Below are 14,248 nucleotides of genomic sequence, written 5' to 3' on the forward strand. Positions count from 1 at the left end.
ATGCAAGGCACACTGCGTAAACTAAAATCGAGCTTAACCGAACCAGTACAATATCACTTACCTGTAGGTGAACACTTAGTAGACTTAAATGCATTTATAGGTAAGGAGCTTACGCTTACCTTTAGTGGCACTATTTTATGTTCTAACTGCGGTAAAAAAACCAAAAAAAGCTATTCTCAAGGTCACTGTTTTGTATGTATGCGCAAGCTTGCTAGTTGCGATATGTGCATAATGAAACCAGAAACCTGCCACTACGATCAAGGCACTTGCCGAGAGCCGCAGTGGGGCGAAGAAAACTGCATGATCCCACACTATGTGTATCTCGCTAACACCTCAGGTTTAAAGGTAGGTATTACCCGCCACACACAAATACCGACTCGCTGGGTTGATCAAGGCGCCACTCAGGCATTACCTATTTTTAAAGTGCAAACTCGCCTGCAATCTGGTTTAGTAGAAGTTGCATTGGCTGAATTTATTGCCGACAAAACTAATTGGCGCAATATGCTAAAAGGTCAAAACGACGCAATTGACTTAAAAGCAGCGGCAGCCGAGCTGATCCCACAAATTAGTGAAAAGCTAAACGAGCTCAGTGAATTATTTGGCGCAACAGCAATAGAGCAACTTGATGAAGATGTGGTTGATTTAAACTTTCCAGTAACCGAATACCCAACAAAAATCAGCTCATTTAACTTTGATAAAGACCCTGTTGTAAGTGGTGTTTTACAAGGTATTAAAGGTCAGTACTTAATCTTTGAAAAAGGCGTTATTAATATACGTAAATTTACGTCTTATGAAGTAACCGTAGGCTAACGGGCCATGTTAAACAGCTACCCACAATTATTGGTTATTTATAATGAGCTTGAGATAGCCCATAACCAACAAGAGCAACAAGAGTGCTTGCACAGCGTTACGCAAAGTGAGCTAAGCGATGTGCGAGTACTTAACAAGCAAGGTGATTACCTTAATTTACAAGGCACTGTTTGCCCTAAATTGAATGGCGAGCAACTAGCACAGCTTGTTACAGCTTACTTATTAAATGAAGGGCAATGCTGCCTTGGTAAAATCAAAACCCTAAGTACTGCGCAGGCGTTTGATTTACTAGGGCTATAAACACTCTCTTTATTTAAACCTCAGTAAGCACTTTTATATGCGCTACAGCACTGCGACCTAAAGCTGATAGCGCATAGCCACCTTCTAAATACGAAATAACCCCTTTACAACCGCCCTCTTTAGCAACACCACATAGTTGCTCGGTAAGCCAAATATAGTCATCCTCTACAAACTTTAAGCTTGCCATATCATCTTCTAGGTGAGCATCGAACCCTGCGCTTATAAAAAGTAATTCAGGTTTAAACGCTTTTAATTTTGGTAGCCATTGCCCAGTAAACACCTCTTTTAAATCGTCGCCATTACTGGCAATTGGCAGAGGTGAATTAACTATATGGCTATTATTTTTAACCGCTGTATTTGGATAAAACGGATACTGAAATAACGAACAAAGCAGTACATTTTCGTCATCAATAAAAATATCTTGCGTGCCATTACCGTGGTGTACATCAAAATCCGCAATAGCAATGCGCTTAACCCCTTTGCTTTGTGCGTACTTAACAGCAATAGCTAAGTTATTAAACACACAAAACCCAGATGATGAGTCTTTATTAGCGTGATGCCCTGGCGGGCGTACTGAGCAAAAAGCAGCATCGAGTTTATCGGCAAGTATTTCATCAACCGCTAACAATCCTGCACCTACTGCCCGCTCAATCGCTTTAAACGAATCGGGGCACAGCCACGTATCGCCATCTAAATTAGCGAACCCTTCTGTTGGTAGCGTATTTTCTACGTGTTTAAGTAAAGCTTCATCGTGAGCAAGTAAATAATGCTCACGCTCGGCCTTGGGTGCTTGTAGGTGTGTTAAGCCAACATCTACGCCGCTGGCAAGTAATCGGTCTGTTATGGCATCTAGACGTTCTGGGCACTCGGGGTGGTCGTCTATCATTTTATGCTTACGGCAATGAGGATGAGAAATAACAGCGGTACGCATAAAAAGTCCCTTACAAGGTGTAAAAGCTTAATATAGCAAAGCCACCGATGGGTGGCTTTGCGACTTTGGTTTATATCAATACTTTAAATATCAATATTAGCTATTTTGCTTTTAAATGTAGGTTTCTAAAGTCAAAGCTAAAGTCGGTCACTTGTGTTGATACCGCACGCATTTTGGCACTGTTTACACGGTTTTGTGAGCTCATTTCAAAACGAATAAACGCATCTGCTTCTAGTAATTTTTCATCCCACTTAACAATAAATGTATTGCCAGTGTAATGCTCAAGAGTGCCTTTCAAGCGTTTAGTGTGGGTAAAATCAATGCGTAATTTACCATCTAACTGCTCAATAATTACATCGCCGTACCAGTCATCGTGCAATGTTCCGGTGTAATTAATATTTGGTAATTGTGGTTGGTAGTCAGCGGGGGCTTCTGGTTTTGCATTAGCATACGCTTGTTGCTTGCCTTCAAAATGACTTTTAGCTAAATCTTCTACCCAGTCTTTATCTTCAAGTTCAAGTGCATCTTCAAGCACTTCATGGGTTACAGCCGAAAGTGCACCAAAAGCTTGTTGATTAGATAAAATAACAATACCGAGGTTTTTCTCAGGCAATAAAGTAACTTGCGATACCATTCCCAAAATACCACCGCCGTGACCTAGCTTTTTAAAGCCGTGGTAGTCTTCAATACTCCAGCCTAACCCATAACCCCTAAACTGCTGGTGATACGATTCAAACGCACTTTTAGACGCCATAGATGTAATATGTGGGTGCCACATTTGCGCTTGTTGCTTTTCACTAAATAGCTGCTCGCCACTTGGCATTTTACCGCCTGCTAATTGCGTACGAAGCCATTGGCTCATGTCGCTTACACTTGATGCAATGGCGCCTGCGCCTCTAAAGTCCTCAAGATAGTTCACAAAAAATGGATGAAGCGTGCCATCCATAGGAATATGACCTGTCGCCCAGTTTTTATTACTTTTAGGAATACGTGAAAAGCCCGCGCGTGAGTTATCCATATGCAGCGGCTGTAATATATTTTTTTCGATGTAATCGTTCCAGCTCATCCCCGCCACACGTGCAACCACTTCACCAGCGGTAACAAACATCAAGTTGTTATAAGCGTACCTACTACGAAAGCTGCTCGCTGGTTTTAAATACTGTAATCCCGCTAAAATTTCATCAACTGATTTATCGGTACTTGGCCAAATCATTAAATCTCCTTGCCCAAGCCCAAGCCCACTGCGATGACTTAATAAGTCACGAATACGCATTTCGCGTGTTACGTACGAATCGTACAATCTAAACTCGGGTAAATGATCAATTACGCGGTCATCCCAGCTTAATTTACCTTCATCAACCAACTTTGCCAGTGCCGCAGTAGTGAATGCTTTTGTGTTTGAAGCAATACCAAATAAAGTGTCTTTGTTTACTTTTTTGTTGGTATCGAGATTAGTTACACCAAAGCCTTTAGCAAATATTACTTTATCGTTTTCAACAATGGCAACTGCCATACCGGGTACGTCAAAACGTGCCATTGACGCTTTAATTACGTCGTCAACTTTGTTGGTATCAACTTGTGCCCAGCTGCTAAACGTAGAGCCTGCTAATAGTGCAATTGCGGCAAGTTTGGTTAATTTCATATCAATCCTATTTTATTATTTTTGATGAACTGCAAATTCAATTGCTGCGCGCTCTTGATTGGTGTCGCTTTTTTGTGCGCGATTTAATATGGCATCACTGTATTCTTTTGGTACGCCCGCTTCAAGTGAACCGCGATGAACGTGTTTTATGTACCAATCATATGGCAGTACATCGCTGTCATGGGTATTAGCTATATAACAATGTGCGGCTACAGTCTCACCCGTTAAAAGCGTTGGGGCTATATCTACACAATCGTAACCTACGCCCTCAATACCATCTAAAATAGCTTTTTCTTCTTCATTGAGCTCATAAATAACACCGTAAACCAATGCATCTTCTTTATCGCTTGGACAAATACTGCATTTACCTGAGCCATCTTTAAATAGCATATCAAAAGTAAGCTCGTAGCCTTTAAGTATCGCAGTTCCTACACGCTTTACATTGGGCAAGCGCGCTAACAAACGGTTAGATGACATATTAGAACCAAACGAAAAATTATATAGCGGCATTTTTATCTCCTGCGCTTTTTGAATAAGTTAAATAACAACACGTACTGCAAGTGCAATTAAAATAATGCCAATTCCACGGTCAAACCAATAACCGCGTTGTTGGAAAAAGCCCCTTACATTATCGCGAGAAAGCATCATTGAAAGCATTGAAAACCACGCCCAAGTAGCCAATGCCATGTACACGCCGTAGCCGACCTGTACGCTAGTAGGTGTTGTTGGGCTAATCACGAGTGTAAATAACGACATAAAAAATAACGTGGCTTTTGGGTTTAATGCATTGGTGAAAAAGCCGCGCCTAAAAGCCACCCAAACGGGTTCCTCTTGAACGGTTTTGTTTTCAACATCTTTTACAGCCTCGCCTTCATTACTTTCAGGCGGTTTTGCAGCTCTAAGAGCTTGTACGCCTAAGTAAGCTAAATATGCACCAGCAAGGTACTTGAGCGCCATAAATAAACTAGGCGATTGCGTTAAAATAAGCGCAACACCTAAAACGCAATAGGCAACGTGCAGTAAAATAGCAGCGCCAACACCGGCGCTTGTCCACAATGCATTGCGCCTACCTTGTTGCACACTTTGCTTGAGCACAACGGCAAAGTCGGGCCCAGGGCTTGCTACTGCAAAAAAATGAGCAATAACAATCAGTAAAAATTCATCTAAGTATTCCACGCAGATCCTTGCTAGTTTGGCGAATAAGCTAATAACAGCGGGTTGGCCGAGTTATTTACCAATGCTTTAATTTCTTTTTGTGCTTTTTTAAACTGGCCACGTAAATGCGGCTTTAAATGCTTTTTAGACACTTTATCGTTTTTAAAGTAACTAATTAGGGCATGCATAAATACCGTATGCGTTTCACTTAACTTAGCTTCACGGTTAGCGTATGGGTTATAGCAAGAGCCACACCCGCCTTTAAACTGATACACCGTATTACTCATCATCACACCAAACCCTAAAAAACAAGCAAGTGCATCAGCAGCTTGTGGTAAATACTCCCTACCACCTGGCGGTAGCACCCCAACGTGATGAATAAGTATGGTGGCCAGAGTACCTGCATAACTAGCCACTAAATCTTGTGGCTGATTAATCTGGTTAGGATTAAAAGAAATATTAATCGTATGGCTTGGCGGCACAATTAGATGGCTGCCTTCGCCACGTATTTCATTGCTAAATTCAAAGTGTGGAAAAACTTGCGGTTGTAATTGCTGCGGTGCAACTAGTTGGATAGGCCATGCGTTCATACCCGCGTAATTAGTAACGCGGTTAAAAACATTACTCGCCATTTCTTCAATGCTCGATACCGAATCAGGGAAAAAAGTGGCCGTTGGCAGTATTATTTGAGTGTGCTTTGTAAAAAACTCAGCATCAAAGTTTTCTACAGCCCAAATAAATGTATCAATAAGCCATTGCTGTTCTTGCTGCTCTAATAATGGCTTTGATTTAAATAAAGCTAACATAGTGTGCTCTTTTAGGTTTTAGTTTAGGTGCTTACGTAGGTGCTAACTTAGTCTTTTTGTGTAAGCGCCCAGTCCCACGCTTGAGTATTGTATAGCGGCACTGTTGATAGCGCATGGTGGTGGCTTCCACTGGACTCTTTAGTTGAGTACGATAAGTACAATAAAGTACGATTTTCAGCATCGTAAATACGACGTACTTTTAGTGATTTAAATAATATACTTTTAGATGATTTGAATATCACCTCGCCCGATTTGCTACGGTCTATTTTTTGTAGCTGCTGCGCTGTAATTGGCCCCGTTTGACGACACGCTATAGACATATCAGAGGGATCTGAAAAATCTAAATTAGCCTCTATATGACTAATATGACAAGTAACGCCCTCAACAATAGGATCTTGCTGCGAATTCACCACAACATCTTTAGTTGTAAATAACCCAAGGCTTACCGACGCAACATCGTCAGAGCAAGCACTTAACGTAACAATTGCACCTGCAAGTAAAGCTAAACGTTTAAATTTTTGTGGTAATTTCATACTTATCCTTAATCAATATATAGGTAACTTAGTAGATAAGTTACTAAGCGAAGGTTCACCTGTTTGTTTTTATACTAACATCAAAAATAAATACGACTAAATTAGTTTAAAGTAAAGATTTTAGATAGCTCAGGGTTTAGCGACCCCTCTTGTATTTGATACAATTACCTCTCGCTCATGCAGTAACTCATAATAGGAAACGCCTAAATGCCGCACATTATTATTGAACACTCAGAAGACCTCCCCGTTTTACCTCAAGTACTGGTAGAAAAAATTCATACAACCGCTTTCGAAAGTAACTTGTTTGAATTAGAAACCATAAAAACACGTGCTATTGCTTATCAGCAATATCAACTTGGCGCAGGAAAATCAGGGTTTATACATATCGCGGTACATATTTTGGCAGGACGCTCAATTGAGCAAAAACAAATGTTAAGCGAACTGCTACTTTCATGTTTAAAAACATATTGCAGAGCATCAGACAGTCTAAGCGTAAATATTTACGATATTGAGCATGAGATATACCGTAAAAATTAGTTAACTCTTGTAGCTTTGAGCAATAAAAGTAAACACTAGTAAGTAAAAAGCCCCAATAGGGGCTTTTTTGTCTTCTGACATTAAATGCTGATCACTGTCACTTATAAAGCAAAGCATCTGATCTAACGCTGGAATTTAATAGTGCATTCGCACTATTCCAAACTTAAGAAAGCTTAGCTTAATCTATGGATTAACTTTATTTAGATTACGTTTATTCTTAGGGGTAACTAAAGAATAAAAATTACACAATATTAAATTAATGTAGCTTTAAATAATTTGGATAGATATTTACTTGGGAAATTTGTAAAAGTGGTGGCCCCTCCCAGACTCGAACTGGGGACCTAACGATTATGAGTCGTGTGCTCTAACCAACTGAGCTAAGGGGCCAACTTTATATAACTGCTAGGCAGTTAATTTTTGAAGCGTTCAGTCACAGAGCGACTAAAGCGGGTTGCAGTATAAAAACTTTTTAGGTGCTTGTCACTACCAAAAACCTTTATTTTAACAATCAACAAGCTAACTGCTTAAATAGTAATCTTTTAAGTGGGCATAAACATAAAATGTAAGATATTTACCGTGCTATTCACTGCATTAAATTATAAACAAAACCTATCCCATATAGTCTTTTATATTTAACCCTCTACTTTTTAAGCAAAGCTAACATATATGTGTAGGCATACAAGGCTGTAAAAAATACGCTTGGGGCTACTGTCAGTGCCAGATTAGGTGTCTGATTAACTACATTCACCATAATCACTAAGCTCGATTGAACAGTAATCGGAATAATAGGCGCAAAAAGTACGCCTGCTATTTTTTTATTACTTAAATACGAGGCGCTAGAGTTAATTGCATTATTAAAACTTTGTCGTATTGCGACGTTTTGTGGTGTTTTAGAATGAAACATACAAATAATTGGAGTTACTAACGCAAGCGTTACATAACTAAACTTATACTTGTTGACGACCTTTTCTAAAATAAAGGTAAAAAACAGCGTTACAAATCCACTATACAACCCTTGCACTAATGCAGCTTGAAAAGTGACCGATTTAGCAATGTCTGCCGCACTATTTGCCCAGAAGGCCCAACTAAAATAAAAAATGAATGACACAACGCCTGACATTATAAGTCGAATATTCAATTAACTACCTCAACATGCCTAAAAACCTAGTTTAATGATAACACTAGAAGTGAAGGTAATATTGTCACTAAATAATAAGGTATTTGATTGTATATTATAGATGTATAAACACACTAATGTTGAAGATTTCCTAAATGGCATCAAATCAGAATCTGAGCGCGACTGTTAACTGGAAAGCTTATTAGTAAACAATAAGTATAGTTTTAAAATAATATTGGGAGTGAGTTAAGGAAGTGAATTAATGGGTTGAAGTGTTTTAAAAAATGGATTTAATCTAAAAACTCTCTAAAAACTAATATTGTGAGCCGATCGGTACTAAAGTATTTAGCTAAACCTCAGTAGTCGGCTTACACAATATATAATCTGTCATTATTTTTTCGCAATAATGTAGATTGCATGTATTAACCCTGGGAAATAACCTAGCAGTGTTAATAGAATATTTAACCAAAAATGCATACCTAAGCCAACTTGCAAAAACACACCTAATGGCGGTAATAAAACCGAAAGTATTATACGAATAATATCCATGATCAAACTCCATTTAAATTAAACATTGAAAAGACTTAAAGCCCAGTATTACTGGGCTTTAACTATACTGTATTATTCAGCAACAATAGCTAGTTTATCAACTACGTCGCGAACATCTTCAGCATTTTTAGCAATTTTAACTGCTAGTTGCTTTTCAGCTTCAGACTCTACAGAGCCATTCAGAGTTACCACACCGTTGTCGGTATCAACATCAATGTCTGTACCACCTACTTCTGAGTCAAACAGGAAGCGAGTTGTGATTACAGTGGTGATTTTAGCGTCCGTTAGGTCGTTATCATCATCGTCCATCATGTCGTTGTTTTTATCTTCGGTGTCCATGCTTTTAACAACAGTAAGGCTGTTATCAACATCAGTTACACCATCTAGGCTAAGTACAAGTTCTTCTGCTAGCTCTTTATCGAGTTCGCTATTAACTTTACCTGTAAGTACTACCTTGCCATTTTTTACATCAGTGTTAATGTCAAAGTTGTTTAGATTAGTGTTCATAAGTAGAACGGTTTCTGCCTTACCATCAATCCAAGCATCTTTACTTTCGTTTTCCCAGCTGTTTGCTTGGGCACCCATAGCCGTAGTACCAAGAACTAGAGCTGCGATAATAGATTTGTTAAATGTTTTCATAATCTTTCTCCTTTTGATTAAAGACACTTTAACTAATGCGAGCTTCAGGCCAACTTTATTTATACTTAAAATTCAAAGGCTTGAATTAATTAAAAGATAAAACCTTATCTATGTTTGTGTAACTATTTACAGGCTACTCGGTAAAACTTTCTCAAATAGTGAAAATAGCTAGATAATTGCTCTTTTGGTTAATCTATCGTTAATATAACAAAACAAAAAACACCGTTAAAAAATAACCAATTGATAATTAATGAAATTATATTTGGTACGCGGTTTGCAGCCTAACTACAAGAGCAGTATCAATAGTAAATATAATAAGGAATAACTCATGTCTGTAAAAGTTGAAGACCGCCCAATAGAGCAAGTACGCGAACAAGTGATTGATCAATTAATTTATAATTACAGTCATGGTGTTATTTCTGTTGATGCATTCGAAAGACGTTTAGATAATGCGATGGATGCACCTAATAACGAAGCTCTGCTAGCCTTAGTAGAAGACTTAACACTTAATACCGATCAGCAATATAAAGCAGAAAAACAATCGCAATTTACACCACATTATAGTGCACAGCAAAACAGTGATGATGATATTACATTACGCAGTATTTTAGGATCTAACGAGCGAAGTGGTCAGTGGGTTGTGCCAAAAAATATATATTTGAGTAACTTTATGGGATCGGTGGTGCTTGATTTTACCGATGCTATTTTTGCGCATCAAAATGTAACTATTCACGTTAACTGTATTTTTGGTAGCGATGAAATTTACGTACCAGAGCATGTCAATGTAGTGTCTAAAATGTTTTGTATTTTAAGTAGCCTTGAAAATAAATCTGTGTCGCTTAACAAACGCCAAGGCCCTACAATTCATATTGAAGGAAAGGCAGTAATGGGCTCGGTTGAGGTAAAAATAAAGCGCACAATTAAAGAAAAATTTATGAGCTTTGCAAATGAGCTAAAAACCCAGTTTGGCACGGGTAATAATAATCGCTCACTATAATTGAGTAGCAGCACTTTAGCGTGCTGCTTAGTATTTTATTATAAATCGTTATTTCGCTCGCTTGGTATATCACTTAAATACTCTACAAACTCAACTTCAAACCCTGCAGGATCAATAAAGTAGACATTCTTTCTGAAAGGATTCTCGTTACCTTGCTTGCTTAGAGTAAAACCCACTTTATTTAAGCGCATTACTACTGCGCTTAAATTATTAGTTACATAAGCAAAGTGTGCAAAACCAATTTGATGGCCCGATAAGTTTCTGTTTTCACCTTCACCATGACTGCTTATCGCAATGTAATGCGTGTCATCTCCAAAGTGTACCCAGCGTCTTGGTTTTCCATGCCAATCGCCTCTGCCCTCACTTCTAATCGACCAATGTGGAAATACAGCGCGATAAAATGTAAGCATACTATCTATATCACTCGCGACTAAGTTTACGTGCTCTAAATACATAATGTTATCCTATCAGTTAAGTTAGGAGCACGATAAAACCTCAAGTTAACTTTAGGTAAAGTGTTATTTAAAATTAATTTATTTAAATGCAGATAATTATTTTTTAAAAATATATAAACTTTTCAATCTTGTATAAAAAACAAACACAAGTATTTGGGGTTTATTGTTTACTTTATGGCAAAAGTCGCTAAAATACGCCGGCTGAAATATATAAACGTTCTTTTACAACCCAAAGGTAATACCATGCATCCAATGTTAAACATTGCGGTTCGCGCTGCGCGCAACGCAGGCAAAATTTTACTTCGCGCAAGTGAAGATTTATCAAAAGTTGAAGTGCAACAAAAAGGCGCTAACGACTTAGTAACTAACATTGATAAAGAAGCCGAAGCCGTAATTCGTGACACTATTTTACAGTCTTACCCTACTCACTCAATTGTTGGTGAAGAACTAGGTGAGCATAAAGGCAAGGATGATGATTACCAATGGATTGTAGATCCTATCGATGGAACAACTAACTTCATCAAAGGTATCCCTCATTACGCGGTTTCTATCGCACTTAAAGTTAAAGGTCGTTTAGACCAAGCTGTTATTTATGATCCAATTCGTGGTGAGCTTTTCACTGCATCTCGCGGTCAAGGCACTCAGTTAAACAGTAAACGTCTACGCGTTAGCAAAACTACGGTTCTTGCAGGCACTGTACTTGCTACTGGTTTCCCTTTCAAAAACAAAAACCACATGGATGCATACACTGAAGCGTTTAAAGCATTGTTTGTACACACTGCTGATATTCGCCGTGCAGGTTGTTCTGCTTTAGATATGGCATACGTTGCAGCTGGCCGTGTTGATGGATTTTTTGAAATTGGTTTAAAACCTTGGAACTCTGCTGCGGGCGAACTAATGGTTAAAGAAGCGGGCGGTATGGTTGTAGATTTCGCCGGTGGTAATAACTATAACCACAGCGGCAATATTATCTGTGGTTCACCAAAACTGACTCAAGCAATTATCCGCGAAATTCGTCCAGTATTAACTGAGTCGTTACTTCGCTAATTAAATGCTATTAATAGCATACTAAAAAGGAGCCTAGGCTCCTTTTTTTGTGCCTAAAAATAAGGGTTATCGAGCTTAATCTCTATTGTTTTACCTTTTGTATAAGGTAGTGTATTTAAATCCTTTGCGAAGTATTCATTAAATAATGCATCAAACTCGCCGTTTGTCTGCATTAATATTAAGCCCTCCTCTACTGCCTTTGCCAATTCGGGTTTACTCTTAGTCACAAAATAATAAATACCCGTTGGGTAGCTTATATATAAATCAGGCACAACGACTAAGTTACTTTGTTTGTTTTCAATAAGCTCAGAATTAACCTCAATAAACGAGCGAGGAAAGTAATCTATTCGCCCACGGCTCGTTAAAGTGAACATGGCTTGGTAATTGGTAAGCGGCCTTACACGTAAGCCGTTATAGGACATTATTCTTGTATCTGGCCAGTTGTGACCCTGCACTGCTGAAAACTCTCCTAGCTGCTCTAGGGTTTTTACGTCTTTAAAGCGTGCTACGTTTTGTTTATTAGTGAGTAAAGCCCGCTTTCCTATATAACCTTTAAATAGTGGTATTTTAATAGCTAAAGCAAGTGCCTCTCGCTCTGGACTACTCATACTCCAATACATATCTAGTTCGTTATCATTTAGGTTTATGAGCTTACGTTTTTGCTGATCTGATATGGGAGTCATCCTAATAACCCCAGGATAGTTAACACTCTCAAGTGCACGTACCAGTAGCTCACTTAAGTACTCTTCTCGTGCGTTTTGAGTATCTTGCTTTTGGGCTACATTAATTATTTGCTCTTGCGCCATAAGTGCAAAACTTGCAAGCAGACCAAGTACACTGGTCGAGATTTTTATTGGCAACATAATAATTACCTATTTTTATTTAAATTACCTGCTTATTGCTTGCTAGGCGCACCACTGCGGGCGCAGGCCCTTTACGTTTGCAAATAAACAAATAACTATGGCGATAACGTTTGGCTTCTTTTTTAGCATCAGTTGCGAGTGCTGCAACTTGGTGACTGTTTTTACATTGTTGTAAATCAGGCTCAACTAAGCCAATCGATAACGTTAGTAGCGGCACAAATTGCTTTTCTCCTTCACGATTTGTGGCCCAATACCCTTCGCTCTTTATGTGCTCAGGTGTAAAAAATATACGAGACTGGAGTTGAAATTGCTCAATAATGGTATTACATATATCAACCGCGTTGTGCTGATCAAACACCACCATAAAGTCATCGCCACCTATATGTCCTACAAAGTTAGCACTATTTTTACACGCTTGCACTGTTACATCAGCTAATAGTTTAATTACACTGTCGCCGCTAGCGTAGCCGTATAAGTCATTAAATTGCTTAAAATGATTTAAGTCTATATACGCGAGTGAAAACGGATTACTACCTTTTAATCGCTGCTCTATAGCTTCATTAATTGCCACATTACCAGGGAGCATAGTCAGTGGATTAGCGTGTTGTGCATGGCGTATTTTTTCTTCGGTTATGTGTTTTAAAATATCGCGAAGCGGCGCTAAACCTAAATAAGCGTTTTCTCTGGTTATCACTATATGGCGGCGTATATCAAAGTCTTGCTCAGTTATTTGTTTACTTACGGTATCGAGTAATTGGTTTTCGTCAACGACTAAGGGCTGCTTATCCATCAGTGCAGTAACGGGGCGTTTATCGTAAAGAGCATGCCCATAGGGCGCTGCAAAAACTTCTGTTAATTGATCTCTGTGAAGTAACCCTACTGGCTGGTTTTCAGTATTTAACACTGCAATGCTTATGAGTGATTTATCTTGCTCAAAGAGCTTATGCGCATCTTTACAGCGAGTGTCGCTGCTTATTGCAGGTTGCGTAACCGATAAGCGACCTATGGCCATAGATTGATCAAACAATGTGTTTGATTGCGTAAATGAAAGAGCTTTTAGTTGCTCTGAGCTGAAATCTTCACTTGGCTTTATGCTTGGCTTTTCGAGTAAAAACCCTTGTACATTACTAATGCCTAAGTTTTCTACAAATGTAAGCTCTTCTGGACGTTCGATGCCTTCGGCAATAACCTGAGTATTAGTAGCTCTGGCCAAAATAGTAATAGATTTCAAAAACTCTTTTTTAACTTCGCTTTCATCACAATGATCAATAAAATAGCGGTCAATTTTTACAAAATCAGGGCATAGTTCAGACCATTGCTTTAACCCTGAATACCCAGCGCCTAAATCATCTATTGCTATAGTAAAACCGAGCTCTCGATAATGGGCTATCGTTTTTAATAACAAGAAGCCATCATCTACTTTTTCTTGCTCAGTAACCTCTATAACTACACGGTTAGCAGCTAAGCCAAATTGCTCTATTAGGTGCAATGTTTCCCCTTTAGGGTGGCAAGGGTCTAGTAGTGTTTTAGGGCTTACATTTAAAAATAATTTACCTTGTAGGTTAAGCCTTACAAAGTTTTCAATCGCTTTAGAGCGACATAGTAATTCAAGCTCCGAAATTAAACATTCCTCATGGGCAACTTTAAATAACGTATTAGGCATTTCTAACGGGCTATTTTTAGGTCCTCGACTAAGTGCTTCGTAACCTAAAATAACTTGATTACTAATATCAAAAATAGGCTGAAACAGCGTTGTTATTTCACCGCTTTTTAAAATGTACTCTAATACTTTGCGCTGAATCGTCACGTATTTGCCTTACAACTATTTTGATTGGAGCAATAAAGTACCAAGTGTGTATGACATTTT

General features: G+C 38.6%; 17 protein-coding genes and 1 tRNA gene. 5 read left to right on the forward strand and 13 right to left on the reverse strand.

Translation table 11 applies throughout. The features are described from left to right. Both H5161_RS01805 and H5161_RS01810 read left to right on the forward strand, forming a co-directional pair. The gene (locus tag H5161_RS01805) at positions 1-810 is read left to right on the forward strand and encodes a DUF2797 domain-containing protein (protein ID WP_024597548.1); all 810 of its coding nucleotides are present in this window, start codon (positions 1-3) and stop codon (positions 808-810) included. Positions 811-816: 6 nt separating this feature from the next. Beyond that, positions 817-1,110 (forward strand): hypothetical protein, encoded by a 294-nt coding sequence (locus tag H5161_RS01810; RefSeq protein WP_002957811.1) that lies wholly within the window; start codon positions 817-819, stop codon positions 1,108-1,110. Between the two features lie 13 nt (positions 1,111-1,123). Here H5161_RS01810 and H5161_RS01815 read toward each other — a convergent pair whose 3' ends face one another. The 6 genes from H5161_RS01815 to H5161_RS01840 all read right to left on the reverse strand — a co-directional run bounded on the left by H5161_RS01815 (position 1,124) and on the right by H5161_RS01840 (position 6,177). Further along, positions 1,124-2,041, reverse strand: a complete 918-nt coding sequence (locus H5161_RS01815; RefSeq protein WP_182768564.1) for a histone deacetylase family protein — start codon at positions 2,039-2,041, stop codon at positions 1,124-1,126. A gap of 100 nt (positions 2,042-2,141) precedes the next feature. Continuing rightward, positions 2,142-3,683 carry a serine hydrolase gene (locus H5161_RS01820; protein ID WP_182768565.1) on the reverse strand — a complete coding sequence of 514 codons (1,542 nt, stop codon included), beginning with the start codon at positions 3,681-3,683 and terminating at the stop codon, positions 2,142-2,144. Positions 3,684-3,698: 15 nt separating this feature from the next. Beyond that, positions 3,699-4,193 (reverse strand): gamma-glutamylcyclotransferase family protein, encoded by a 495-nt coding sequence (locus H5161_RS01825; RefSeq protein WP_182736984.1) that lies wholly within the window; start codon positions 4,191-4,193, stop codon positions 3,699-3,701. A gap of 27 nt (positions 4,194-4,220) precedes the next feature. Further along, entirely contained in the window at positions 4,221-4,859 is a 639-nt protein-coding gene (locus H5161_RS01830; RefSeq protein ID WP_182671445.1) for a LysE family transporter, read from the reverse strand. A gap of 11 nt (positions 4,860-4,870) precedes the next feature. Then, entirely contained in the window at positions 4,871-5,644 is a 774-nt protein-coding gene (locus tag H5161_RS01835; RefSeq protein ID WP_002957816.1) for a hypothetical protein, read from the reverse strand. 47 nt (positions 5,645-5,691) lie between these two features. After that, positions 5,692-6,177, reverse strand: coding sequence for a CreA family protein (locus tag H5161_RS01840; protein WP_002957817.1), 486 nt, complete (start codon positions 6,175-6,177; stop codon positions 5,692-5,694). Positions 6,178-6,384: 207 nt separating this feature from the next. Here H5161_RS01840 and H5161_RS01845 point away from each other — a divergent pair, with 207 nt between their 5' ends. Beyond that, positions 6,385-6,714 (forward strand): 5-carboxymethyl-2-hydroxymuconate Delta-isomerase, encoded by a 330-nt coding sequence (locus H5161_RS01845; protein WP_002957818.1) that lies wholly within the window; start codon positions 6,385-6,387, stop codon positions 6,712-6,714. Positions 6,715-7,024: 310 nt separating this feature from the next. On the opposite strand, the gene H5161_RS01850 is transcribed toward H5161_RS01845, so the two are convergent. The 4 genes from H5161_RS01850 to H5161_RS01865 all read right to left on the reverse strand — a co-directional run bounded on the left by H5161_RS01850 (position 7,025) and on the right by H5161_RS01865 (position 9,019). Continuing rightward, positions 7,025-7,101: transfer RNA gene (locus H5161_RS01850), tRNA-Ile, on the reverse strand. Between the two features lie 253 nt (positions 7,102-7,354). Next, on the reverse strand, positions 7,355-7,852 hold the full coding sequence (locus tag H5161_RS01855; RefSeq protein WP_259398664.1) for a hypothetical protein: 498 nt from the start codon (positions 7,850-7,852) through the stop codon (positions 7,355-7,357). A 369-nt stretch (positions 7,853-8,221) separates the two neighbouring features. Further along, on the reverse strand, positions 8,222-8,380 hold the full coding sequence (locus tag H5161_RS01860) for a YqaE/Pmp3 family membrane protein (RefSeq protein ID WP_002957822.1): 159 nt from the start codon (positions 8,378-8,380) through the stop codon (positions 8,222-8,224). 72 nt (positions 8,381-8,452) lie between these two features. Further along, a complete protein-coding gene (locus H5161_RS01865; RefSeq protein ID WP_182693927.1) occupies positions 8,453-9,019 on the reverse strand; it encodes a BON domain-containing protein in 567 nt (188 codons plus the stop codon). Between the two features lie 328 nt (positions 9,020-9,347). Here H5161_RS01865 and H5161_RS01870 point away from each other — a divergent pair, with 328 nt between their 5' ends. Next, entirely contained in the window at positions 9,348-10,016 is a 669-nt protein-coding gene (locus H5161_RS01870; RefSeq protein ID WP_182768566.1) for a LiaF domain-containing protein, read from the forward strand. Positions 10,017-10,054: 38 nt separating this feature from the next. Here H5161_RS01870 and H5161_RS01875 read toward each other — a convergent pair whose 3' ends face one another. Then, complete coding sequence (locus H5161_RS01875) at positions 10,055-10,471, reverse strand: VOC family protein (RefSeq protein ID WP_182682573.1); 417 nt, start codon at positions 10,469-10,471, stop codon at positions 10,055-10,057. Positions 10,472-10,714: 243 nt separating this feature from the next. On the opposite strand from H5161_RS01875, the gene suhB reads away from it, so the two are divergent. Then, positions 10,715-11,518 (forward strand): inositol-1-monophosphatase, encoded by an 804-nt coding sequence (gene suhB / locus H5161_RS01880; RefSeq protein WP_002957826.1) that lies wholly within the window; start codon positions 10,715-10,717, stop codon positions 11,516-11,518. A gap of 53 nt (positions 11,519-11,571) precedes the next feature. Here the strand turns inward: suhB and H5161_RS01885 are convergent, their stop codons facing one another. Then, positions 11,572-12,381 carry an ABC transporter substrate-binding protein gene (locus H5161_RS01885; RefSeq protein ID WP_182695500.1) on the reverse strand — a complete coding sequence of 270 codons (810 nt, stop codon included), beginning with the start codon at positions 12,379-12,381 and terminating at the stop codon, positions 11,572-11,574. A 19-nt stretch (positions 12,382-12,400) separates the two neighbouring features. After that, the gene (locus H5161_RS01890; RefSeq protein WP_182715871.1) at positions 12,401-14,188 is read right to left on the reverse strand and encodes a GGDEF domain-containing protein; all 1,788 of its coding nucleotides are present in this window, start codon (positions 14,186-14,188) and stop codon (positions 12,401-12,403) included. Positions 14,189-14,248 lie beyond the last annotated feature (60 nt).

This window comes from Pseudoalteromonas sp. SG43-5 (genome assembly GCF_014164345.1).
Lineage (GTDB): Bacteria > Pseudomonadota > Gammaproteobacteria > Enterobacterales > Alteromonadaceae > Pseudoalteromonas > Pseudoalteromonas distincta.